The organism is Myxacorys chilensis, assembly GCF_059505265.1.
The window spans coordinates 1-22,214 of record NZ_JCACKG010000189.1; the positions used below are offsets into that span (position 1 = coordinate 1).

29 protein-coding genes and 1 tRNA gene are annotated in these 22,214 nt (G+C 46.6%); 9 read left to right on the forward strand and 21 right to left on the reverse strand.

The features are described 5' to 3' along the window. Positions 1 to 679: 679 nt before the first annotated feature. Complete coding sequence (locus AC5JLB_RS16475; RefSeq protein ID WP_495874911.1) at positions 680 to 931, reverse strand: hypothetical protein; 252 nt, start codon at positions 929 to 931, stop codon at positions 680 to 682. A gap of 28 nt (positions 932 to 959) precedes the next feature. Between AC5JLB_RS16475 and AC5JLB_RS16480 the strand changes: the two genes are divergently transcribed. Beyond that, the gene (locus AC5JLB_RS16480) at positions 960 to 1,115 is read left to right on the forward strand and encodes a hypothetical protein (RefSeq protein ID WP_495874912.1); all 156 of its coding nucleotides are present in this window, start codon (positions 960 to 962) and stop codon (positions 1,113 to 1,115) included. Positions 1,116 to 1,202: 87 nt separating this feature from the next. On the opposite strand, the gene AC5JLB_RS16485 is transcribed toward AC5JLB_RS16480, so the two are convergent. Both AC5JLB_RS16485 and AC5JLB_RS16490 read right to left on the reverse strand, forming a co-directional pair. Further along, entirely contained in the window at positions 1,203 to 2,027 is an 825-nt protein-coding gene (locus AC5JLB_RS16485; protein WP_495874913.1) for a hypothetical protein, read from the reverse strand. A 222-nt stretch (positions 2,028 to 2,249) separates the two neighbouring features. Next, on the reverse strand, positions 2,250 to 2,429 hold the full coding sequence (locus AC5JLB_RS16490) for a hypothetical protein (protein WP_495874914.1): 180 nt from the start codon (positions 2,427 to 2,429) through the stop codon (positions 2,250 to 2,252). Positions 2,430 to 2,882: 453 nt separating this feature from the next. Between AC5JLB_RS16490 and AC5JLB_RS16495 the strand changes: the two genes are divergently transcribed. Beyond that, positions 2,883 to 3,353: a hypothetical protein gene (locus tag AC5JLB_RS16495; RefSeq protein ID WP_495874915.1), complete on the forward strand. Its 471-nt coding sequence runs from the start codon at positions 2,883 to 2,885 to the stop codon at positions 3,351 to 3,353. 74 nt (positions 3,354 to 3,427) lie between these two features. Here the strand turns inward: AC5JLB_RS16495 and AC5JLB_RS16500 are convergent, their stop codons facing one another. Beyond that, the gene (locus AC5JLB_RS16500) at positions 3,428 to 3,727 is read right to left on the reverse strand and encodes a hypothetical protein (protein ID WP_495874916.1); all 300 of its coding nucleotides are present in this window, start codon (positions 3,725 to 3,727) and stop codon (positions 3,428 to 3,430) included. A 506-nt stretch (positions 3,728 to 4,233) separates the two neighbouring features. Next, positions 4,234 to 4,440, reverse strand: a complete 207-nt coding sequence (locus AC5JLB_RS16505; protein WP_495874917.1) for a hypothetical protein — start codon at positions 4,438 to 4,440, stop codon at positions 4,234 to 4,236. A 292-nt stretch (positions 4,441 to 4,732) separates the two neighbouring features. Between AC5JLB_RS16505 and AC5JLB_RS16510 the strand changes: the two genes are divergently transcribed. Beyond that, the gene (locus AC5JLB_RS16510) at positions 4,733 to 5,473 is read left to right on the forward strand and encodes a hypothetical protein (RefSeq protein ID WP_495874918.1); all 741 of its coding nucleotides are present in this window, start codon (positions 4,733 to 4,735) and stop codon (positions 5,471 to 5,473) included. Positions 5,474 to 5,761: 288 nt separating this feature from the next. On the opposite strand, the gene AC5JLB_RS16515 is transcribed toward AC5JLB_RS16510, so the two are convergent. Further along, on the reverse strand, positions 5,762 to 6,520 hold the full coding sequence (locus AC5JLB_RS16515) for a TRADD-N-associated membrane domain-containing protein (RefSeq protein WP_495874919.1): 759 nt from the start codon (positions 6,518 to 6,520) through the stop codon (positions 5,762 to 5,764). Positions 6,521 to 6,729: 209 nt separating this feature from the next. On the opposite strand from AC5JLB_RS16515, the gene AC5JLB_RS16520 reads away from it, so the two are divergent. Then, entirely contained in the window at positions 6,730 to 6,939 is a 210-nt protein-coding gene (locus AC5JLB_RS16520; RefSeq protein WP_495874920.1) for a hypothetical protein, read from the forward strand. 37 nt (positions 6,940 to 6,976) lie between these two features. Here AC5JLB_RS16520 and AC5JLB_RS16525 read toward each other — a convergent pair whose 3' ends face one another. The 7 genes from AC5JLB_RS16525 to AC5JLB_RS16555 all read right to left on the reverse strand — a co-directional run bounded on the left by AC5JLB_RS16525 (position 6,977) and on the right by AC5JLB_RS16555 (position 11,043). After that, positions 6,977 to 7,141 carry a hypothetical protein gene (locus tag AC5JLB_RS16525; RefSeq protein ID WP_495874921.1) on the reverse strand — a complete coding sequence of 55 codons (165 nt, stop codon included), beginning with the start codon at positions 7,139 to 7,141 and terminating at the stop codon, positions 6,977 to 6,979. 27 nt (positions 7,142 to 7,168) lie between these two features. Beyond that, complete coding sequence (locus AC5JLB_RS16530) at positions 7,169 to 7,828, reverse strand: hypothetical protein (RefSeq protein ID WP_495874922.1); 660 nt, start codon at positions 7,826 to 7,828, stop codon at positions 7,169 to 7,171. Between the two features lie 139 nt (positions 7,829 to 7,967). Next, positions 7,968 to 8,207, reverse strand: a complete 240-nt coding sequence (locus AC5JLB_RS16535) for a hypothetical protein (protein WP_495874923.1) — start codon at positions 8,205 to 8,207, stop codon at positions 7,968 to 7,970. A 116-nt stretch (positions 8,208 to 8,323) separates the two neighbouring features. After that, the gene (locus AC5JLB_RS16540; protein WP_495874924.1) at positions 8,324 to 8,848 is read right to left on the reverse strand and encodes a DUF1643 domain-containing protein; all 525 of its coding nucleotides are present in this window, start codon (positions 8,846 to 8,848) and stop codon (positions 8,324 to 8,326) included. Positions 8,849 to 8,900: 52 nt separating this feature from the next. Further along, the gene (locus AC5JLB_RS16545) at positions 8,901 to 9,656 is read right to left on the reverse strand and encodes a dCTP deaminase domain-containing protein (RefSeq protein WP_495874925.1); all 756 of its coding nucleotides are present in this window, start codon (positions 9,654 to 9,656) and stop codon (positions 8,901 to 8,903) included. Continuing rightward, positions 9,653 to 10,252, reverse strand: a complete 600-nt coding sequence (locus tag AC5JLB_RS16550) for a hypothetical protein (protein WP_495874926.1) — start codon at positions 10,250 to 10,252, stop codon at positions 9,653 to 9,655. Before AC5JLB_RS16550 ends, AC5JLB_RS16545 begins: the two co-directional genes overlap by 4 nt. A 611-nt stretch (positions 10,253 to 10,863) precedes the next feature. Continuing rightward, on the reverse strand, positions 10,864 to 11,043 hold the full coding sequence (locus tag AC5JLB_RS16555) for a hypothetical protein (protein ID WP_495874927.1): 180 nt from the start codon (positions 11,041 to 11,043) through the stop codon (positions 10,864 to 10,866). 477 nt (positions 11,044 to 11,520) lie between these two features. Here AC5JLB_RS16555 and AC5JLB_RS16560 point away from each other — a divergent pair, with 477 nt between their 5' ends. After that, positions 11,521 to 12,153, forward strand: a complete 633-nt coding sequence (locus AC5JLB_RS16560; RefSeq protein WP_495874928.1) for a DUF1003 domain-containing protein — start codon at positions 11,521 to 11,523, stop codon at positions 12,151 to 12,153. Between the two features lie 275 nt (positions 12,154 to 12,428). Here AC5JLB_RS16560 and AC5JLB_RS16565 read toward each other — a convergent pair whose 3' ends face one another. Next, on the reverse strand, positions 12,429 to 12,662 hold the full coding sequence (locus AC5JLB_RS16565) for a Nif11-like leader peptide family natural product precursor (RefSeq protein WP_495874929.1): 234 nt from the start codon (positions 12,660 to 12,662) through the stop codon (positions 12,429 to 12,431). A gap of 1,011 nt (positions 12,663 to 13,673) precedes the next feature. Continuing rightward, positions 13,674 to 13,747: transfer RNA gene (locus AC5JLB_RS16570), tRNA-Pro, on the reverse strand. A gap of 164 nt (positions 13,748 to 13,911) precedes the next feature. Between AC5JLB_RS16570 and AC5JLB_RS16575 the strand changes: the two genes are divergently transcribed. The 4 genes from AC5JLB_RS16575 to AC5JLB_RS16590 all read left to right on the forward strand — a co-directional run bounded on the left by AC5JLB_RS16575 (position 13,912) and on the right by AC5JLB_RS16590 (position 16,866). Beyond that, positions 13,912 to 14,349: a GlcG/HbpS family heme-binding protein gene (locus AC5JLB_RS16575; protein WP_495874930.1), complete on the forward strand. Its 438-nt coding sequence runs from the start codon at positions 13,912 to 13,914 to the stop codon at positions 14,347 to 14,349. 34 nt (positions 14,350 to 14,383) lie between these two features. After that, positions 14,384 to 14,800 (forward strand): peptide-methionine (R)-S-oxide reductase MsrB, encoded by a 417-nt coding sequence (gene msrB / locus AC5JLB_RS16580; RefSeq protein WP_495874931.1) that lies wholly within the window; start codon positions 14,384 to 14,386, stop codon positions 14,798 to 14,800. A 345-nt stretch (positions 14,801 to 15,145) separates the two neighbouring features. After that, positions 15,146 to 15,463, forward strand: coding sequence for a hypothetical protein (locus AC5JLB_RS16585; RefSeq protein WP_495874932.1), 318 nt, complete (start codon positions 15,146 to 15,148; stop codon positions 15,461 to 15,463). Between the two features lie 209 nt (positions 15,464 to 15,672). Then, complete coding sequence (locus AC5JLB_RS16590) at positions 15,673 to 16,866, forward strand: sensor histidine kinase (protein WP_495874933.1); 1,194 nt, start codon at positions 15,673 to 15,675, stop codon at positions 16,864 to 16,866. Between the two features lie 6 nt (positions 16,867 to 16,872). Here AC5JLB_RS16590 and AC5JLB_RS16595 read toward each other — a convergent pair whose 3' ends face one another. The 6 genes from AC5JLB_RS16595 to AC5JLB_RS16620 form a co-directional block, all read right to left on the reverse strand. Next, positions 16,873 to 17,598, reverse strand: coding sequence for a Crp/Fnr family transcriptional regulator (locus AC5JLB_RS16595; protein ID WP_495874934.1), 726 nt, complete (start codon positions 17,596 to 17,598; stop codon positions 16,873 to 16,875). A 277-nt stretch (positions 17,599 to 17,875) separates the two neighbouring features. Beyond that, entirely contained in the window at positions 17,876 to 18,583 is a 708-nt protein-coding gene (locus AC5JLB_RS16600) for a Crp/Fnr family transcriptional regulator (RefSeq protein ID WP_495874935.1), read from the reverse strand. 402 nt (positions 18,584 to 18,985) lie between these two features. After that, positions 18,986 to 19,390 carry a response regulator gene (locus AC5JLB_RS16605; RefSeq protein ID WP_495874936.1) on the reverse strand — a complete coding sequence of 135 codons (405 nt, stop codon included), beginning with the start codon at positions 19,388 to 19,390 and terminating at the stop codon, positions 18,986 to 18,988. Positions 19,391 to 19,731: 341 nt separating this feature from the next. Next, the gene (locus tag AC5JLB_RS16610; protein WP_495874937.1) at positions 19,732 to 20,385 is read right to left on the reverse strand and encodes a hypothetical protein; all 654 of its coding nucleotides are present in this window, start codon (positions 20,383 to 20,385) and stop codon (positions 19,732 to 19,734) included. 263 nt (positions 20,386 to 20,648) lie between these two features. After that, positions 20,649 to 21,710 (reverse strand): glycine oxidase ThiO, encoded by a 1,062-nt coding sequence (gene thiO / locus AC5JLB_RS16615; protein WP_495874938.1) that lies wholly within the window; start codon positions 21,708 to 21,710, stop codon positions 20,649 to 20,651. Positions 21,711 to 21,739: 29 nt separating this feature from the next. Next, complete coding sequence (locus tag AC5JLB_RS16620) at positions 21,740 to 22,159, reverse strand: hypothetical protein (protein ID WP_495874939.1); 420 nt, start codon at positions 22,157 to 22,159, stop codon at positions 21,740 to 21,742. Positions 22,160 to 22,214: the final 55 nt, after the last annotated feature.

Consider the following 22,214-nt stretch of genomic DNA (forward strand, 5'->3'; position numbering starts at 1 on the left):
GTATCAGTTCAACTCTTCAGCTGCAATTATGAAGAAACGTATGCGTTCGCCCTAGTGTACCTGGACTGGAAACCGAGCGATCGCAAATACAGCGAAGTCAAGGTCAGGTATGAACTATTCGGACTACACTTTTCGCAATTCACAAAGTATGGAAGGTACGGATAGATGTCTTTCTGTTAGTTAGGAACTCACAAGGGTTATTCACAATGCGATCGCCGAGTGCTCATGAAGTCATAAACTCCTAGTGCATTAGAACTAATAAAAAGACCCGCTCATTCTGTAAAGCCAACTCGTAGCAACTCTGACTTAACCCCTTGATTGATAAGTTCACCAGTATCTTGCTTAACTGCATCTCTGAACTAGTCCAATCTGAGCAAAATCGCTGAAACCCCTGATATTTCGTTGTTTTGTCAAGAACTTCTGCTGTATGAGCAGTTAACCAAAATTCTAAAACGCTTATGAGATGACACTTTACAGAGCTAGCTAATTTAACTGGACTAAAAAAGAACTATTTGGACTAAATGCTGAGTAAGGTCGAATCAGAAAATAGCAAGCTGACTCTCTTTACCTCTATCAGTCAAGCTTATGAATGAGCTACTGATCAGCAGATCGCGATCGCATCCTGTGCAAATATGAATCAGTATCACGAAATTTACACGGCTTTTCAAGCAAAGCGTCACTATAGGAAGAAGCTCGCCTTGAGATACGAATGAACCGTTGATCGTGCCAAGCCCATCCGCCGAGCTACTTCCGATTGAACTCCCCAGTTGTCCAAGAATCCACACCCAGTTCCTAGTAGTTCACGATAAAGCGCAATAGCTTCACGTTGCCGGAGTTGCCGCTGGAAACTGCGAATCGCATTGATGTGGTTTCGCCCACTGGCTCGACGGTGACATTGCTCGTTGGAAATACGATCGCGCCAATTGTTCACGACTTATAACAACTGAGATACAGACTCTATGGTACAAACTTTTGCTGGCACTCTTAGGATTTGCCGCCATTGTCAGCAGTTTTTTATTCTCTTTGTTCTGGGTCAAAAAACTCAAACAATCAAATTGGCGCGGCTAAAAGCTGGCAATAGAACGGACGATCGCGGAATTGCAGCAGTGGCGTGAGAAACTTCGACGCAGGAGATTTTAATTTGGCAAAATGGGTTCCGGCGTTAATTCCCTATGTACCTGCAGACTAACTCTGCATGATTGTCATGAAGAAGCATCGCAGGCAGTCTGCCTTTGAGCAGTGGACAGTTGATACCTCTCGTTAATAGCGTTCATGTCACTTTTTGCCGTATCCATAGCAGTTTGAGCATCGCTTAGTGCGGTTTCTGCCAAAGTGAAAGCACCAGCAGCGGCGACAGCAGCAGTAGCAGTAGCAGGACCAGCGGCAACAGCAGCAGCGGCAGCAGCAGTAGCAGTAGCAGCGTCAGCAGTAGCGGTCGCAAGGGCAGCAGTAGCGGTCGCAAGGGCGGCGTCGGCAGCAACATTCGCAGTAGTAGCGGTCGCAAGGGCAGTAGTAGCGGTCGCAAGGGCGGCGTCGGCAGCAACATTCGCAGCAGTAACGGGCGCAAGGGCAGTAGTAGCAACAGCAGCGGCAACATCTGCGGCCACATCGAGACCTATCTCAGCAGCGGCGGCAATAACCGCTGCTATTTCAATCTCAGTGGCGGTCGCAAGGGTAGCAGCAGTAGTAGCAGCGGTGGCAGTGGCTGCTATTTCAATCTCAGTGGCGGTCGCAAGGGTAGTAGCAGTAGTAGCAGCGGTGGCAATGGCTGCTGTGTGAGTAGCAGTGGCGGTCGCAAGGGTAGCGGCTGTGGTAACAACAGCCGCGGCAGTAGCCTCAATTTGCGTCTTGTTATAAACCACAGCTGCTGCTGCTGCCGTAGAAGCGGCAGCAGCAGCTATGCGAGCGGTTGTGCACTGTTGGAAAGCAACAACCTTTGCATCGTAAAGCGCCTTGGCTGAATCATAGTCGTTCTTGAGCCCAGCTTCTGTTGCTCTAGCATCCGTGCATTTCGTCGATTCTGTCATTTCTAAATCTCTTTTGAGTTGTTGGAAGGGACAAACATTTTACTTCCTGCACAACAGTATCAAAATATTTGATATTTCAAAGAAATTTTTTGGTTTGAATTATCGAAAATTGCTACAACTAATTGAAATTCATATAGACCATAGCGAGAAAGATTGAAGCGCAGGGGACTTTGAAGCTAAAACTTGAAATTCAAAACGAATTATCCCGTTTTGACTGGCTTGCTATAGCTGGAAGCTAGCCGCAGCAGCAGAGGTTTCGTTTTCGCTGTAGTTTCTGGTGGCGTATAGTGCGGTGACGATCGCGTTTCTAATGATTGGGTTGAGTTCCTGCATCTGTGAATCGGTCAGATGTTCGCAATGAAAGTCCTCCATCTCATTGCGGACCGCGATCGCAATTAGCATCGCTAGGGCTTTAGTCTCTTTGTAATAATCGAGGGCGCTGTTTTGTCATCTCTGAGTACCCGCAAGGATCTATCTCATATTAGTTATGCGCCATCACTTCTCAAGACAAGATCGGGCAACTGAAACTCTCAGAACCTGGGTTACAGCCAAAAAATAGATAGGCTGAAATCTCCTATTTGTAAAGGGTTACCTGAGTTACAGCGATCGTAATTACGACAATTCCCGTAATTCAATTTCAGGTTTTTTCAGGTTTTCACCACTAACAGGGCTTTTCCTCAAGATTGAGGAAAAGCAAACAAGGAGAGCGATCGAGCGAGTTTGCGCAGGATGCACAGGATGCAACGCGCGGAATTTCATCATTGATAATGAGAAATAAACAGGGATAGAGATTGAGGCAATTAGTGAATGTGTAGAGCCAACGATGCCTGAGTCTTAACTGTAGATGTTGATTGGGTGAACTTTATTTGGATGAGCAGGGACGCGATCGCAACGCTCGAAGTAGAAAAGGTACGTCCCCAGAGAACTTCAATGATTAAGCGATCGCTTTTTGCTGCTGTCCTGATTGCCGTTTCTGCTATCCCCGCCAGAGCAGACCTTGCTGACACACTTCAGGAAATGCAGGAGACAATCTCAACAATTCAGCGTCAATGGCTGTACATAGGAAAATCCAAAAAAGGTGAAGACATTTACCTTAGAACAAATACACTTACGCCAGATCGAAATACCAATCAAGTTGGCTTTCACTACAGGATTGGAGAAGACACTGTGCTAGCGATCGCTAGCTGTTCCACATCTTTGATGACTGTAGGACAAGTAAACGGAGTTTCTCAAAACCTGAAAGATCCGAGAAATCGTTTTACACCAAATCGCGGTTCCGCTACGGACAAAATGGTGAAGACGGCTTGCTTCCGAGCGTTTGATTAGAGAGAGACCGCTCATCGTGATAGAAGTCTTGGCATTACTCTCAGTTCTTGCGGTCAGGCATAAAAAGAGCGTGCCTACTCTTTATCAGTGCTCATATCTCGCAGCGCGTTTTCTGCTGCCAATTCGTTGTGAAGCATCTTCCAGGCAATGTCGCAAACTCTGACTGATGCATTCAGTTTTGCTGCTTCTGCGTGGGCGTCTCCATCGAAGGACGGTTTGACTAACTTCTTTGCACTGCGGATACAGCTTTCCATCAGGGAGAGCAAATCACCTTCGAGCCGATCCAAGCGATCGAGCTTTTGCTTCAAAAGGGCTGCTTTTGAGGCGAGTTTTTCAACCTTTTCGGGCGATGGGCGCTTGGAACTATTGGTCATGTAGCCATTTTAGCGAGAGCATCCCCCCCTCCCTATTTCAAGCATGGAGCTAGGCTTTTGGTGTTTGTTTTCTGGTCTTGTCAATCGCGCAGAAATAAATGAAGTTAAATTGCACTCTTCTTTTTTCGTTTTCTACTAGATTTCGCAGGTTCTGAAGCTTTTGCGCTTTTTGCCTCTTCTTCTTTCTGCTTCATGTAGCGCTCGATCGCGTTTCGTAAAACTTCACTAACTGTACCCATAGCCATAAATTTAAGGCTCCTAAACTCTACAAATTATCTGCGATCGCGGGATGATCTGGGTTACACTTTGTCGCCCCAAACAAGGCTAAGACCTTTGCAGAGAAGGCGTTTACCTGGGTTGAAGTTAGTCGAGTCATTATTCCATGTTGAAGACGGAGAAATACTTGTGCTGTAAGGTTTTCCCTTGAGTCGTGATTACCAAGATTGGTAACGACAATTCATGATAAGAGATCGTCATGCTTGCGCTCATCATAAAGTGCGATCGCATTATTTTTTCTCAGCCTCTTCAACTTGTCGATTGACCTCCTCGATTAAGCGATCGCCCCTTTCCAGCAATTGATCAATCTCTTCCATTTTCTGTTTGCTTTCGGCTGATTGCTGAGGCTCTGAGATTTCAAGGAGTAGCATTTGAACGCCACTGATAGCAATCGTGCCTACGACGATAATTTTGATGAGGTTTTTAACGTTGATCATCTTGAGATTTCAAGGGGCTTTATTCTTTTTACTTCAAGCGTAGCGATCGTTTTCTGTGCGCTTGATGGTTTTACCGAATCAACATCCAGATCAAGTTCTGTCGCTCTGAAAGCAGCTTTTAAGAAAGGGCAGCCATCTATCCCCCCCTCCTTTCTCCCTCCTAGTCTTCGCGGGATTTGTTCGCCCTGGGTTTGTAACCGGCTTAATTCCCTTATGATAAATATTTATTCTGATTGGGAGAAGTTCAAACAGGATAAATAATAATTAGACCTTTTGTCGGGTAATTGAAACTATGAAAAGAGTAATTTACCTGTTGTTGATGAGTTTGTTCTTAGCTCTTTCATTAGGCATTCATGGCGTTAGAGGGCAAGGAGCGGCACAAGTTCCTCAAGCAAAGAGCAATTCTACTGAAGTAGGGAAAGCAAATCAACTAGATCCTGGAATGGATTCTTTCACCAAAGATGTTATTGATGCCGCGTCAAAAATTGGCGGTGTGATTAGTGTTTTCGTCGCGATCTTCCTAGCCTATGACCAAGTTAAAAGAAACAGACAACAAAAGGATGATGAGTTAAAAGAGAGTAAAAGGAGTAGAAAACAACGTGAAGAAGAGCTCCGATGGAGGAAGGCGAGCCTCGCAAGAGATATGTTGAATGAGATGTGGGAGGACTCTTACGCTAACGACGCTATGCTTATGTTGGACTGGTCTAACCGCGAATACAATACAGGTAAGGACCAGCTAGAAAGAATAGCACGAGAAGAAATGTGGGAAGCTTTACGTACTGATCCCACAAATTTTGACAGCAAGGAGAAATATGTCAGAGATTGCTTTGACCATTTTTTCGGTTTCATGCAGATGCTTGAACACTATATTTCGATAAACCTCATTATGTTTGATGATGTGAAATACCCATTTAGCTATTTCGCACGTAAGCTCGATGCGAAGCATGATGTCGTTGAAGCATTTCTTACGACATATGAGTATGACAAGGCAAAAGAATTCCTGAATAGATTTGAGAGTCGAACAAAGGTCTAATAACTTATTCAACAGGACTCGTAATATAGCGGCTCTTTCATCTTCAAGTTGATAGCTTGCCGATTGATTTGGGCATTAGCTCGTCAGACCTGAAAGCCAGAGTTAAGTTTTAGATGCATCTGCCCTGACCCTATGGGGTTTTCAATGGCGCGATCTCAGCTTAAGCTGTATAACTTTCCTGGTCAGCCGTTGCCAGCATCTTTGCAGCTCCACAAGTGCCTTCGGTCAATCCGCTGCACCATGATTGTTATGCCGCATTTGTCTATACCGCTTCAGGAACGTTTAGCTTTACTTAGTTTGCTGGGAATTAGACTGCAACTTCTCCAACAAGGCTTTAGCCATCTCTATTTTGGCTTGTTGTAAAGACTCTGCTGAATTAGGCTCTGAGGATTTTGCATCCTTATCCTGTTCTGCAATACTGTCTAACATTTGCATTGCCATACCGACAAAATTCATTCTCTCTAAAATTTCTGCATACTTGTCCGCCTGTTGAATACTCGATTTATAGATAAATAAGAAAGTTGCTCCAATAAACTCTGTAATAACGCCAGCTACTCCTCCGATAGCAGCTACAATCCAGTTTCCATTAGGGGTTTGATAGCCTAGTGCCACACCATAGAGGATGAGGACAAATCCGAGGGACATTACGATTACACTTAACCAAAATATCCAACGTATTTGACTCAAATTCCGGTTGAAGTAACTTTCAAGCGTTATTTGAGCCATGTCCCACACAGGTTTTGCTTTACTTGGCTCCTCCCTATGCCTTTCCTGAGCAAGCATGTACGCTTTCTCTTCAAGCTTAGAACTGACCTGCTCTGTCTGAAAATACAAGAAGAACCCAAAGATTAACACTACATAAGGAAAAACGAGAAAAATATTGGTTAAAAAAGAACCAAAAACTTGAGTTGAGAATTCCCAAACAGATGCAATTTGCTGACGAATAACGATAAATAGAATACTGACGCTGATTGCAAGTAAGCTCAGAAGCCTTCGCTTTCTAAGACCTTGAAGTGGCGATTTTCCTAGCTTGCTGTCTTGAGTCATGTTCAGGCTAATTTAGTGTTCTCGGCAGGAACTCAGTACCTCTCATAAGGGAATTATGCAGTTTGCAGACCGGATAACTCCTATTTTTTAGGATTTATCCTAAATTTACACTGCATAACTGCCTGATCTTGAGTAATTCTACGGAATAGCGATCGCGCCCTTTATCCTGCTTAAGGGCATAATCAAACCGCCCCTTCTGCCATCCACTCATGAGCCAACGACCCTCGCCCCTTACGATTCGCCCTAAGAAGATTCTGCCAATTTTTCTGATTTCTCTCGCTACAGTAAGCGCCCTGGCAATAGCCTTTACAGTCTTCTACCATCCGATCATGGTCTGGCTGGCTCACGGGCAATGGTGTGCTGATGTGAACTCAGTCGGCAAAGTGCAGGCGGTTCACTATGGGGCTGATTGTGATTGAATGGAGAGGTGGGGTGTGTTGCGATTGAGAAGCGCCATTAGGCTTTAGTGTGCGAATCGGTCATCGCGCCTGTTTCATAGCGGTTTGTCAAATACACAATCACTAATTTGTAGAAGACGCGATCTTCCAACTCCAACTCTATGCTGTTCAGGGTTCCCTGCGAGCCACTGAAAAATATATTGAGCGATCGCATCTCCAACATTAGGCAGCAGAACCAATCGACGCGAAGTTATCCGCCTATGGGTCCCTGATCCTCAGTGTATTTAATGCGATCGTAGGGTGGTTCACAAGCAGAGTTGTAGGTCATCGAGATGCCTCCATTGAAGCGATCTCCCCTGATGATGCTGTAAGTCGAATCCACGCCATCTCCCAAGCAGTTCGTGTAGATGTAATCGATGCCATAGCTCAGATGCAGGGGCTTGTAGATGGGCGGGCGATACCCAAAGATGACTTCAAACAGTTTTGCTTCCAGGGCTTGAGCGATAACGGTTTTGCTTTCCATCTTGATTTCGTCCGCTGCTTTCTCCTGCGCGGTTCGATAGGGTTGCATGGTGATTCGCTGCACCTTGCCATTCACATAGAGCATGGATAAGGTGGCGAAGGAATAGGCTGGAAAGAGTTTCCGCAATGGGGCTGGAGAATAGGTATAGGTGACGTAGGTGTCCTTCTCTACTTTCCGAGTCAATTTCGTCCAGTACCGCCCAAAGGATTTTTCAATCGTTGCAGGGGTCTGATTTAAGACATATCGTCCTGCTGCTGCGGGTTGTGCGATCGCGATGGGCAAGACTAGCCCAAGTGAGATTGCAATGCTCCACGGGGAATTCTGTAACCGTGCCCAAGTCCGTTGGATGAAGGTGGCGTATTGAGGATTCGTTGGAAAGGTTATCATAAATGTCACCTTATTAGTTAACTGAGACAAATTAAAGCAGCTTTGATGGAGAGGTACCATCCATCAAGGCACGATCCATAGGCATCATCAAACCGGCTCCTTCAAACTCTGTCCCTAAGGAGTGCCTTGCTAAGGTTACCTAATTGCTATCAGCACCATCACCGCGAGAGCGTCCTATATCGCTTGGCTGAGAAAGTGGGGTTGGAGGTGGCGGAGTTCGCTCAGATTTTTGAGGTTCTTTTTGCCGATCGCCTAACCACACGCCAAGACAGAGCAGCGCGAAGAAAATCACCGCGATCGTCAGTTGATCACCTGCATTAGCGAAGCCAGCCTCACGAGCAAAGTCAGCAGCATCGAGAATAGTTTCAGCGTCGGGCACAAGCATTTAGGGGTGAGGGGACACCATTAAGATTCCCAAAGGCGATCGAGAATCTGATGTGCTGCTTCGAGCGATCGCCGGGGAAAATTCAGCAAGTTTCTGATGTAGTTGGTTACCTAAACTTTACAAAGTCTTTCAATGTAACTATCGAGGTTGTAAGGTTGCAGTTCTGTACGAACACTAATATAAAGCGGATGGCGCGGCGAGCCATCAAGGTTGTGCACCCAAGTCATGAGTGGCAATGACCAAACTTTGAGGCAATGAGATGCTTCAACTAAGATCGGAACAAATCGGCTCAACTGATCCCGGCGCGTTGGTGCTTTTCCCCAAGCTACTGATATGGCATCTCTGTCTGGAATTAGCTCTTCTAAAACTTTATGCCATGTTCCCCAATTGTCTGCTCCTAAAGGATCTTCATGTAGCCAGATATCAGCAGGATTAGTAGCACGGATAGCTAGAAGGTTTAACACTAGCACCCGACCGAATCCTGCATTCTCTGCAAGACGGCATACACGAGAAATTGTGGGATCGTTTTTTTCCTCATTTGCTGTTGATGGATTCAGCATACAGACCAATAAAACACGATTCGATAATGTTGAAATATTTCGCGAAAGCTGATAGCGGTATTCTAAATTCATCATTTCACTCTGTAAACTCATGAGCCAAAAAATGCAAATGTTCTCATTAAGGAGTTTACTTAGTTTCGCTCTGTGGGATTGACGGTTGATTTGATGGGCTTGGCCTAACTAATGTAGGATTACTATTATTTGAGTCAAATAATGGACTAACGAAACGATCTGTCAAGGGTTTCAAAAAAGACACAATAATGGCCAGACTGATGGGGATTAAAATAGCCCAGATAATAGCCTGCCTAGTAGAGTAATTTTCTACTTTTTTATCAATCTCATCTAAACGTTCTGCAAGGTAAGGAAGAGAGGCCACTAAATCTGGACTGTTAATTAAATCAGTAGGGATTGAGACAAATCCAGGCTTTTTACGTGGACGCTCATCAGCCCCATCTAGATCAGCAAACCACATAGAAAAAAGTCGCTGCCCGCATTCCACATGATAGTTGAGTGGACCTGCGTTGAAAACAGCAAAAATTAATCGTCCCTTGTAGCCTGGATCTACATGGAAGCCAGAGACATTAATAATTCCTTTCGCTTTCGCGGAGAATTTTATTGAGATAAATGCAATAGCATTTACAGGAACAGAAATCTCCTCAGCAGTTATTAGAAACGCAAACTGCCCAGGAGGAATGGCAATTGTTTCTCGTTCCTTCAAAAAAACTTTTTTGCGATCTTTCTGAGGTGTATTTGGAAAGGATGATATATAAACTTCATCGCCCAAAGACAATTCGTATGATGCTGAATCGATCCGATTAGGATCAAAAGGGTTGACCAGATCAGGAAGACGAGAAATTAGCGACTGTGACGACCAAAAACTCATTCTTCTTCTCGTAAAATTTTGTAGAGGGGATGTTTTCTCTCAACTGAAACTAAACGATGACTAGCCTCATCTAATATAGAAATATTGCGTGAAGCTGCCTCACATAGTAAGAGCGTAAAAAGGCTTCGGATATTCCTGTTCAAAATGCGCCGACTTGGGTAGTCCTCTTGATGATCAGTTGCTTCACAAGCTTTAGCTATTTCAGAAAGTATCTGGATGTAGCCTTTGATAAAGGTTTCAGCAGTATCAGTTACTTCATCGCTTTCTAAGCTCTCACTCAGAAGAATACCTAATAGATTGCTTGCAGAAACAACCATAATGAATGAATCAATAAACGCTTTTCTGTTCTCTACTGCTGAATTAGGTAGAGAATAAAGAGCACCGAGATACTTAGTCAGATGTAGCGCGATGTGATTCATGCGCTCAGCGACCCGCAGCAAGAGAATTTCAGGATGATAGATCTTGTCGTGTCTCAGTTGCAAGCGTTGATATGAATCTAACTTTTCGATTGAGATGACATTGCAATTGCTCATCTCACTGTGTTTTTCTTGATCAGAGGCATTTAATTGTTCCAATGGAGCAAGTTGATTTGACATAACTCTTAAAGCGTCCTTATTCAATCAAAGCGATAGATTAAGGCAATTAGATAGATGTGTAATCTGCGTATGCTGTATCTGCTGGGGGAGCAAACTAAGAACATCAGAAATATTATTGATGAAGCCTAAACAACTTATTTATACCAATTAATCGATCAGATGAGTGCTCAATAAATTAAACGATCAAGCGATCAAATTATTAATCGCCTGACCGATCACTCAAGCTTATGGGCATTACTTGACGTAAATATCTTTGGATCAAAGGCTCCGCCGCAAGCGGATGGAGTATGAACAGACATTTTTTAGGCACTTCTTACGCTCGAAAGGGTGGGGGATGTACCCCTTCGAGATCTGAAGGATTTTGGATGGTATTTGATGCAATTCTTCACCATCTATTACAGTTTCTCCAATGTCTTTTATCCCCCTTGTCTTCAACTACACAAATCAAACATCATCTACACCTGCCTGTTTACGTTGTACAGATGTTCCTTTGCTGTCTCCGGATATTTGCTTGATGGCAAATAATCGTTGTGCAGACGCAAAACGCAATGGGGAGCATCACTGCGGGTGAGGTGAAAGACAATCGTGCGGCGGCGGGGATGAAACGTTGCTTAGGATACGTCCATCTGGCTCGAATCTTGCTGCAATTCCTCAATCGTCAGAAGAGAAGCAGGAGTTTTATCGTCGGTTTGTTTAGTCTGTTCGGATTCGGTATTCGGAAGTTGAGACGATCGGGCTAAAGCCTTCGATCGAGTCTCCAAAATCATGTTAATGAAATCTTGATCAGTCATGCGCGATCGTGCTCCTTAGCATTATCTGCGTGATCAGAATAATTATGTTTGAAAAAGGAACGATCACAGAGGGACTTTGTAGCTGAAGCCGTGCTCAATTAACAGTGGCTCACCGAACTCTATATTCGTAACTCACCCTAACTACCAAGAATCCTTCATCTTGGAGAGCGCAGCACTGGCGATCGTATCCAGCTTCGGTAAGTATTGGGGGCGATCAGCTCTGATTCTCTTGGAATGTCCAATCTGTGACGGGTGTGACGAGGTGGGTGACGGCTGGGGTGACGGGCCGGAATGCTTATCCTGTAGGGGTGCAACGGGATTTTGGCTGGGTGAAGTTGTTCTGTTAGTTACAAGCGGGATAAAGCTGTATTCGATGAACAGGGCTCATGACCCCTTTGGCTTTTTCACCATCCGATTCCCTTGGATCTCACTACTATTGTGAAGATTGAGAACTCTTAGCAGAGATACCATGCTCACATGAAGACCAGCAGTACACCAGAAAGTGAACGTCCGGGACTAAACGCCCCTGTCCTACATTCATCAAGCTCGCCCACGCTACCGACTGCCCCTCTGCCCGACCCCATTAGTCGAAACATCGATGCGATCGTCGCGCTCCAAACCAAAGCTCACCGAGACCTGTCTCGCCATCAACGAGCCGTGGAATCGGTGACGGCTTTCTTTAGTCGCCCCGCCTTTCTGTACGGCATTCTCCTCGTAGCGACGCTCTGGGTACTCCCCAACGTCTTACCGAAGCGCTTCGGCGTCCGCCAGTTTGACCCGCCTCCGTTTTACGCTCTCCAAGGCATCGTCAGCTTCAGTGCCTTGCTGATCGCTACAGGCGTGTTGATCAAGCAAACTCGACAAGAACAGCTAGCCGAGCAGCGAGCCCAGCTCAGTCTACAGATGAACCTACTGTCCGAGCAGAAGATTGCCAAACTGATTGAGTTGGTGGAAGAACTGCGTCGTGACTTGCCGAATGTGAAAGACCGACATGATCCTGAATCAGAGGTGTTGAGACACCCAACTGACCCTCACTTGATTGTGGATCTGCTGGAAGAGAGATTGGAAGAAGAGTTAGCAGAGCTTCAGGAGCAGGAAAACGCTGGTTAAACTCCTACATGAAGCAGGATCAAGTTTCTGGGTTGACGTGACCTTAGCTACTACCGCGTGCAATTTGTGTAGAGATGAGCCTTGATGTTGCCACGGTCAGCACTAGGGGAGAGGAGACAGCACGATCGCACATCAAACCAAAATACACCTTGATCCGCCTTCAACTGGAGGCGGCTTTCTATTGGCAATCGGCAGTATACACAAGAGGTATCTGGCAGGGAGACGTGCTATCAGACGGATGATGTGTACTCTGCTCGTGAACTCTGATTTTTGGCTCAACGGGGTTGGATATGGCGACGAGGAGCCACCCCTGGATTAATCAGTTCTCTGAGTTCTTGTTCAGACATTTGGTCAAGTCCAGCTTGAAGTTCTTTGCTAGAGAGGTGATAGCCGTAGCTTTCAGCAACCTCGATACAGCTTTGGAGGGTCATAGCGGCCCTGAGGTTGTTCCTCAAGGCTTCATTTTGTTTTGCATCGGCTAAAAACTGGGATACGTTTGGATGGTTCATCGTAGGCTTCCTGTCAATAGAGTTAATTTGTTGGTTGTGCAAAAAAACTTGCTATAGATTCATCAGCTACAACTAACGCTCTGCAATTGATGTTACTGAATGCTCACTCTTCACTACGGATGAAGTGTAGAAGAAACAGTGCAGCATTTGACGATATTCCACAACACAAGTACCTGAAAGTGGCGGCACTCCGGTCGCCGATATTCAATAGAGTTACACCAACAAAACTTGTCTTCGCAATTTGTTTGCCTCTTCACTCTGTTATAAAGCTCGCAAGATAGAGGCATCGGTTCTGATCACAAATCTTGAGTTTTCAGGCTAACTCAAACACGATTTTCAACACAAGAACTGCTAATCGCGATCCTTCGGAGCTTGACATCGCCAATCGCGTCCATATCGCTCCAAGCTTGAGAAGTGCTGGCATAGAGGGGATTAGCAGGAGTACGATCGCGGGGATACCCTCCATTAACGATTTCTCTAAATCACACAAGCAATACCTAGGACTTTTCGGTTTGCTCTGCTTGCCTAATCTGCCCCTCTGTTGGGTAAGGCGTCCCATACTTATGAAAATTCATCACAAATCGCTTTTTCTCGTGATTGTATCCCTGCTCGCCCATCAAACTAAACCTCACCTTGAGCCGCTTCCAACAGGAAGCGGTTTTTTATTGGGTGGAATGCAAGAGCCATAAATCTCGACACTCTACCTACAGTCCCCACAGCAACATTACTGCGAGTGTGAGCCAAGGTGCGATCGATATTTGGGGCAATCGGTCTAGTACAGACAAATCAAAAAATATAAGTAACTCCTAAAGGAATCTTTTAGGAGTTACTTATATTTCTGTCATGAGAAAACCACGCTATCTTGCATCAGTGTCCATAGCTTTCTAATGGGGTTAAATCCCCTTAAAAAGTGGTGGACACGCCGGTCGATCCGCGTGCTCACGTATTCGGTTGTGTTTCGGTTTTAGGGAAGATTTAGGGAAGCTCTCTAAACCTAATTCCTGAAACCTATCGGGATGACAGGATTCGAACCTGCGGCATCCTGCTCCCAAAGCAGGCGCGCTACCAAGCTGCGCTACATCCCGTAGAGTCTAAGAGACTTACTTACTATACCGCATCTTTGATCAATCGATCCGGTTGATCAAGATTTAGTCTTGAAAAGGGTATCGAACTGAACGTAGAGACTACATCAATGAGTGTAAACCCGACAGCAAGCGCCAGTCAGACAGTGAGTACCAGACAGACAATCATGGGTCAGTCGCTTGTACGTCAATCGCTCCAGCTTTCTACCCAAGGCATCATGACCCTTCTGCAAGCGGCAATTTTGAGCGCAGAAACAATGGGCGTTCCGCAATGCATTTCCATTGTTGATGCTGGAGGAAATGTGCTGGCGACATTTCGGATGGATGGAGCACAGAGCCTTAGCCACACCCTAGCGACCCAGAAGGCGATTACTGCCGCCTCAACTCGGCAACCAACCGGAGGATTACGACCAGAAGTAGAACTCAAACTCGCGATCGCAACGTCAGGTCATCTCGTGAATCTTCGAGGCGGCGTGCCAATCATCATCCACAATCAAATTCTTGGGGCGATTGGAGTGAGTTCGGGCAGTGGTGACCAAGATGTAGCCGTGGCTGAAGCTGCGATCGCCGCATTACAGGCAGCAATCCACGATTGCACGTCTTAGAATTAAGGAGAGAGTAACTCTAATCAATTCTGTTATGACAACCTCCAAAGACCAGTTTGAAGTGCAAAAAACCGATAAAGAATGGCAAGAAACGCTCTCTCCAGACCAGTTTCACGTTCTGCGGAAGCATGGAACAGAGCGAGCAGGCACAAGCCCACTAGATAAGGTCTACGACGAAGGAACCTATGTCTGTGCAGGCTGTGGCTTACCACTCTTTACCTCTGAAACCAAATTCAATAGTGGCACCGGCTGGCCTAGCTTCTTTGCACCTCTAGAGAGCGCGATCGAGACCACGACTGATCGGACGTTCTTTATGACCCGCACCGAAGTGCATTGCCGTCGCTGCGGTGGGCATCTAGGGCATGTATTTAATGATGGTCCTGCCCCGACCGGACAACGCTACTGCATGAACGGGGTTTCGCTAGAGTTCAAACCCGAAACATCAGAGTAAGTTGCTGTTATAAGTCGCTGTTTGTGCCACCTGATTTCTGAAGAAACGATCCTTAGAAATCAGGTGGCGATATTTTTTACACTCAGCTAATCTCGCTCCGCATCAATAACCTTGTTTGGTTTAATAACGCAAACTCTGCTGGATAATTTACAGACAAGCTAACACGTTTGAGATGTGAACTTGCGGAATTGCTCAATGCTAGAGAAGGCATAAATTTATCTACACCTAAAGGCTGACGATTTCAAAATCGACATTGAGAAAAATCAGTTCAGGAGTGAGGGGCTAATTGCAGAATTTAATACGAAGACTGTGATTCTATTGTCGATTTAACAAGGAATGTTTGGTATGGCAGATTCAATTCGGACAATCGATGTTGATAGCACGATCGCAGCATTGCATCAGGGATTGACCTCGATTCCAACAGAAGACGCGATCACAATCATTGAAAGCTGGCAGCAGCAGCTTGAAGGCTCTGATTTGGCTGAAGACTTGGGTGAACTGAAGCAAGCGTTGCAAAGCGGAGACACGGCTACCATTGCTGAAATTATGGTAGATCTTGGAGAAGACACCTCAGAGTCGGCAGCGAGTGCAACAGGAGATGTTGCCATGAAAGTAGAGCAATTAGGTGAGCTACTCTCTCAAGCAGGTCAGTCGCTAATGTAGATTGTTTTTGTTGACGTACATTGCTGTTCTCCCCTTTTTCATCTGAAAGAGGGGAATTTATTATGCATTCCCAACTTGTTTTTTTGTAATCTGTTTTTTGTAATCTAAAGTCTTTTGTAATACGGTTAATAGATAACCTTGTGAGCCTTCCATTGTATTCGTCTAAGCAACTGTATTTGTCTAAGCAACCTAACCGCTATTTGTAAGAAATGCAAGACTTTAGCCAACTGCTGAGAGAAAAAAATTCTACCATCGTCGAACAGTGGGTTGCTTCAGTTTCACGCGATCGCCAGATTACCAGCACAGAACATCTAGATCGCAGCGCCATCCAAGACCATATTGATTATGTCTTGGAAGCCTTAGCGACGGTCTTATCTCAGCAGCAAGCCGACGATACCGAAGCGATCGTAAACGCCAGCATTTCTCACGGTGTTTTACGAGCCAATCAAGGATTTGACCCCAGCGAGATCGCTCAAGAATATCATCTTCTCCGCAAAACGATTTTTGATATCCTTCGTCCTGATTTGCTGAGTAGTGACTCAGAGGATCTACTGCGAGCCATTTCACTGATCAATGCAGTAGTCGATTCGGCTCTTTCTCAATGCTTCAAAAGCTATGTGCAGGAGCGATTACAGGAGCTAGAGCTAGTTCAGCATCAACTCACGATGACGGTCGAGGAACTCAAGCGACTCGCTCAAGCTAATCAAGATAACCTTTCGGTATTAGCCCACGAACTAAAAACGCCGCTTACGTCGATCATTGGCTACTCGGATTTGTTTTTACGACTGTCTCGGCAGGATGGCAATCTCACATCAAGCAAGAAACTAGAACACATTGAGCGCGTCCTCGGCAGTGGGCGGAGACTGCTGCACATCATCAATGATGCGTTAGAACTGGCTCGATACGAAGCCGGAAAACTTCAGCCTGTTCCCGAACTGACGGATGTTCGCGCGGTGATTCAAACCGTCGTTGAAGTGATGCAGCCCTTGGCAGACTCCCGAAAATTGGACTTGGTTGTGACTGATACTCAAGCTCCATCGCAAGTAATCACCGATCCAACTCGGCTTCAGCAAATCCTCACCAATCTTGTGAGTAATGCGGTGCGCTACACCGAGGCGGGAAGCGTAACGATCAAGTGCGAAGGATTGCCAAACGATCGCTGGCTCTGCTCGGTCAGCGACACGGGTATCGGCATTGCGCTAGCAGATCAGTCCCGGTTGTTCAAACCGTTTGTCCGGGCTGAGTTTAGCAATCACCCTCATCCATCCGATAGCACTGGACTCGGCTTAGCGATCGTAGCGCGGTTAGTCGAGTTACTCCAAGGCAGAATCCATCTTACCTCGCAAGTCAAAGAAGGCTCTACCTTCACCGTGGTTTTGCCGCTCAAGATGACGCTCGACTAGTCCTACTTAAAAATTTAAATTATTGTCGTTCTCGGAGAACAACCGATCGAACTCGGTCTTCACGACCCGATAGCACTCACATGATGCCGCTTCTAGCCCCTGCCGATCCAAAATTCTTACCTTGCCGCGCGTGTAGCGAATCAGTCCTGCTTTCTGCAAAATTGCGGCGACAACACTAACACTGGCTCGCCGCACTCCCAACATTTGGGACAATAATTCTTGGGTCAGAAAAAACTCCTGTGCCCCAACGCGATCGTGGCACAGCAACAGCCAACGGCAGCACCGCTCCTCTACCGAGTGAAGACGGTTGCAGGCCACGGTTTGAGACAATTGGCTAATCAAAGCTTGGGTATAGCGTAAGAGCAGAGTGTAGAGCACACTATCTGGTGTCACCTTCCGCTTAAATACCTCGCTTCGCATCCGCAAGGCATCACCCGCGACTTGCGCGATCACTTGTAGCGGCGACTGCTCGACCCCCAGCAACACGGCTAGCCCAACCATTCCCTCATTTCCGGTGGTTGCCGCTTCTACGGTTTCCCCATCTTCGGTGATGGTCACCATCGAGATCACACCGCTATTAGGAAAATAGACATACTCAATCGGCTGATTTGGCTCATACAACACCTGTTTGAAGGGCAGAGAAACGAACTCAAAATGGGGCACCAAGCGCTCGTACTCTCCTTCAGATAGAGCAGACAGGAGTTTATTTTGAGTAGAACGATTTTGGGGCATGAATGCCAAAAGCCTAAATCAAAGTCTAGCTAAAGCAGCAGATTGCACAAGCAACGCAGGCTCTAACGTATAAGTCTTACGGTTCTGTTGTCTGTCCCCTGGCGTACATATATGTCCAGCCGTGATTCGCAATTTGCTCTGCCACGCTCAGAGAATGGCGAAGATAATTTAATTGATCTAACACTCTATCTGAGTGTTAGATCAAGCATCAGCCAGCTTCTGCTGATGTTCCGGCGATTAGAAAGCTCTCTGCTGCCAAAGCGTCCCTCTCGTCCTTTTACAAGTGACTGCTTAACCTACCGTATTCTGCACGCAAAACTCGGTAACACTGACAGCTAGCCGCTTCTAAACCCGGACGATCGAGAATGGTAATTTTGCCGCGCTGATGGTGAATTAGTCCAGCACGCGCTAATGCACTCACAATTTCGTTCGCACCCGCTCGACGAACCCCGACAACACGAGAAAGCGCTTCTTGAGTAATGACTAAGTCTCGAGAACCAACGTAGTCTTGCAGTAGGGCGAGAAGAAAGCAGCAGCGATCTTGAGCGCTATGCAAACGAATACAAGCTAAACTTTGGGTAAGCTGACTGATAAAGACCTGAATGTATCGCAGCATTAACGGGTAAAGCACACCGCTACAGCGAAGCTCAGCCCTAAAAACACTTGCCTCTATTCGCAGCGCTGACCCTGCAATTTGGGTCACGGCAGCCATTGGCATTTGCATTGTGCCCAACACTAAAGGAACACCAATCATGCCCTCATTACCAATTACCGTGGCATGAACACCCTGCCCGCCCTCAAGAATGTTAATGAGAGAGACGACGGCATTGATTGGGAAGTAGGCGTAATCAATCGGTTGGTTAGGTTCGTATAGAGTTTGCCCCAACGACAATTGGGTAACTTCTAAGTGCGGTAATAGACGTGCATAATCTTCACCAGAGAGATTAGATAGGAGTTTGTTAAAAGTAATAAGTTCGTGCAACATGGCGATCGGGAGTCGCCACCTTCAGAGTCAGATGTGTGTAAGCACAGACATCTAAAACCATCAGTGGAAATCTCCAGGCGCAGGACAACATAGAAAAATCAGGCGATCTAGAGTTAGCTTCTCTGGTTCTGCATAAGTTTAGAACTCATGACATCTCTGAAAAGCAACTGTAGCTACCTTAAGTGTAGCCAAATGCTAACGCTGCGCTTCAAAGGCGGCTACTCACCTGTAAAACGCACCGTAGGCTGTAAAACACACCGTAGGAGGAGGGGTTGTCAGTAATATAGCGTACTCAACATTATGAATTCCCTACCTCACTGGGCAGACTTGTTTGGAAAGTTTAAGGAGCCACAGCGTGCGAAGTCGTATCTCTCTAGACTCAAAGCATTAGGATTGAAAGCACTAGGATTGAAAGAAACGTTCAGCGACTTGAGCGATCGCAAGGGAAAGTTCGTCTAAGTCCACGGGTTTGGAAAAATGCCGACGAAACCCTGCCGCTAAGCAGTCTGTCCGATCGTTGGAACGAGCAAAGGCAGTGACGGCGATCGCAGGAATCAAAATACCTAATTCTGTTTCTAATTGCTGAACCTGCGCGATTAGATGATAGCCAGACTCATCTGGCATTCTAATATCACTAATCAAAACATCAGGGATACGCTGTTGAAGAGAAATAATGGCATCTCGGACGCTTTCTACAATGACAACCTCGGCTCCATCTCCTTCTAGAGCAACGAGCAACAACTCTCTAGAGTCGCGATCATCATCTACAACTAGAAGCTTTAACCCTTCTAGGATTAATTGATCCATCCATCCCCCAGTTCAGTAACGTTGGTTACTGAGGTGTTTTATGCGTTTTTACAGCAACCTAACTTATAGACTAAATTAAAGATCAAGCCATGTCTGTACGCTGGCGGACACAATTTGACTGGCGATTTTTGGAGGGTTACGCATCGCATCACACTGCTAGATGCTCGATTCTAGAAGATGTTTCGTGACTCTTGCCGAACCACTCTCACCTCGACCTCTGCCGCCAGAGAAAGAGCTAAATTCTTGCTCTCCTCATAAAGCACTTTCAACAGAAAAAACCCTGCTCTTCAGGAGAAGCAGGGAAAGTTTTATGAAGTTCACACTGACGAAAATTACCAACCTTATTGACCAGAGCTTGGTTGAGGAGAACTGGTTGTCGAGTCTTCGCTCGGCTTGGTCGCATCCGAAGACGGTTGAGCCGAATCGTTAGCCTCTGGCTGAGTAGAACGATCTGGGGTCGTCTCTCGAGGAGTAGATTGCGCTGGAGCCGAAGGCTGGGCGGGAGCAGGCTGAGCCGGGGCAGGCTGAGCGGGAGCCGAGGGCTGAGGAATCGTAATCACTCGAGTAGGGGCGGATTGTTGAGGTACAGGCACCACTCGATCGCGCTCAATGATACGTTCGCGCACTTCGGGAGACGGACTCGCGGAGGGACTGGTGGACGGAGCAGCGCTCGGAACTACGATCGTCCGATTAACGGCGGGTACGGGAGTGCGATCGCGCTGCGTTAGGAAATAGAAGCTTGCGCCGACTATAGCCAACAACCCTGTCGCCAAAATACCAACCAGTAGTCCACGTCCAGCGTTATCGTTATCTCGAATTTCCTGATTCGCCTCATAGCGTTGCTGCTCAAGGGCTTTGCCTTCGACATAGCCCTGCTGATAATTGACCGGATCGGGCTTTACAACGTGATAATCACCGGGTTGATTTAGGGTTTCTGGAGTTCTGTTAGGATTGTTGTCGCGGTTATAAGCGTCGCGGTCATTAATGTTTGCCATTTTAGTAATTAAAACTCGTCAAAATAGTTTTTAGAAGTGCTGTACAAGCTGTTCTTTTTAAGCTTGCAAAAGGGGTTTTAAGTAGATGCGTCTGAGGGCTAGACTGAAGCACTTGTTACATTTACAACATAGTTCTGATCGTATTAGGAATCGCTGTATCTAGAGAAATAACTTATTCCTCTACCTAAAGAACGATTCTTAAAGTACTTAATGATAGATGCGCAAGGCGAAAACCGTTCGTAACAATAAACTTAGGCAATCCATTAAGAGCTAAAGCGCGACCAATGAAATGCATCGAGTGGGACAATAGCCGTTCGATTCAGCACCCACTGCGCGATCGCACTTCCTGTCACAGGAGCTAGCAGGATACCATTGCGATAATGCCCTACCGCTAAGGTCAAATTGCGATAAGGGCTTTCGCCCAAAACTGGTAGTTCATCGGGCGTTGCGGGTCGAAATCCCCACCACGTTTCTTGAACCGGAAACTGCTTCAACTCCGGATAAAGCCGAGTCGCGGCAGACTGCAAATGCTCGATACCAGGTGGAGTATTACCCGCCGTAAAGCCAACACTCTCGCTGGTTGCGCCTATGACAATCCGGCGATCACGGCGCGGCACAATGTAGATTTCATCACCATAGAGAACCTGTTGCAGAGGCAGCGCCGCATCAACTGGAGCCTGGACAGACAGCATTTGTCCTTTTCTGGGAAAGACCGGAACGGGAAGCAAATCTTCTGACCAAGCTCCAGTTGCCAAAATGTAGTGTTCGGCTTGCCAATCACCTTGATTGGTGTGCAAATGAGTGACAGACGCATCCCGATGAGCCACCGAATCGACCGTTACCCCAGATTGAATTTCGATGCCTAATTTCTGAGCCGCGACCCAAAGCGCTTTCGCCAAAGCTCGGTTATCCACTTGAGCATCTTTGGGAAACCAGTAGCCTCCCGTCACTTCAGCACTCAATCCGGGTTGACGAGCGTGGATTTCTTCTCGTCCAATCCAATGTTCTCCGGTAGGTTCTATCTCTCCGTATTTAGGAGCCAGAATTCCGCACGCCCAGTAGCCTGCACTTAGTCCGGTTAGTGCTTCGAGTTGATGAACCCAACTTGGATAGAGCGATCGACTGTGTAAACACAAGTCCAGCATCGGACTTGGCGGGATCATTTCGGCTTGAGGCGCAAGCATTCCTGCCGCCGCCTGGGTAGCCGCCTGAGCCGCATCTCGACAGAGGATCGTCACCGATGCGCCTTGGCGGGTTAGCTCTAGCGCGATCGCAAAACTGATCACACCACCACCCACGATCAAAATGTCTCGTTTCTCAGTCATTACGACTCATGTATGAACCCCTCTCCGTTCTACCATCCTGCTCGCACTGGTGGGGGATAAGGTGTTTGGTTAGACGTTGTATCTGTTGTGGTTCCGTTGTCAGTAGTTCCGTTGCCCGTAGTTCCATTGCCACTCGTTCCGTTGCCTGTCGTGCCCGTTGTTGTGTCTGGATATGCGCCTTCTGGTAAATTGGAGGGATTAGTTGATGTGGACGAGCCTGATGAATTGGTGTTGGGTGCAGCAAACGTCTGTGTTCCCTGGTTGGGCGTCTGTGCGGTGGAAGTCGGCGATCGAGTCGCACTCGGATCGGCAACCGGGGGACGATCGGCTTCAATCTGATTCTGCGCAGCGTTGCCTTGAACCTGAAATGCCCCCGCCGCTCGCAGAATTAATGCCATTGCGATCGCAATTAAAACACCGCCCGCTATTCTGCCAGAAGAACTCCTCATAACTCCAGACCCGCAATTAAGTATTACTATCGTGACAAGATTCTTTGTTTAAGAA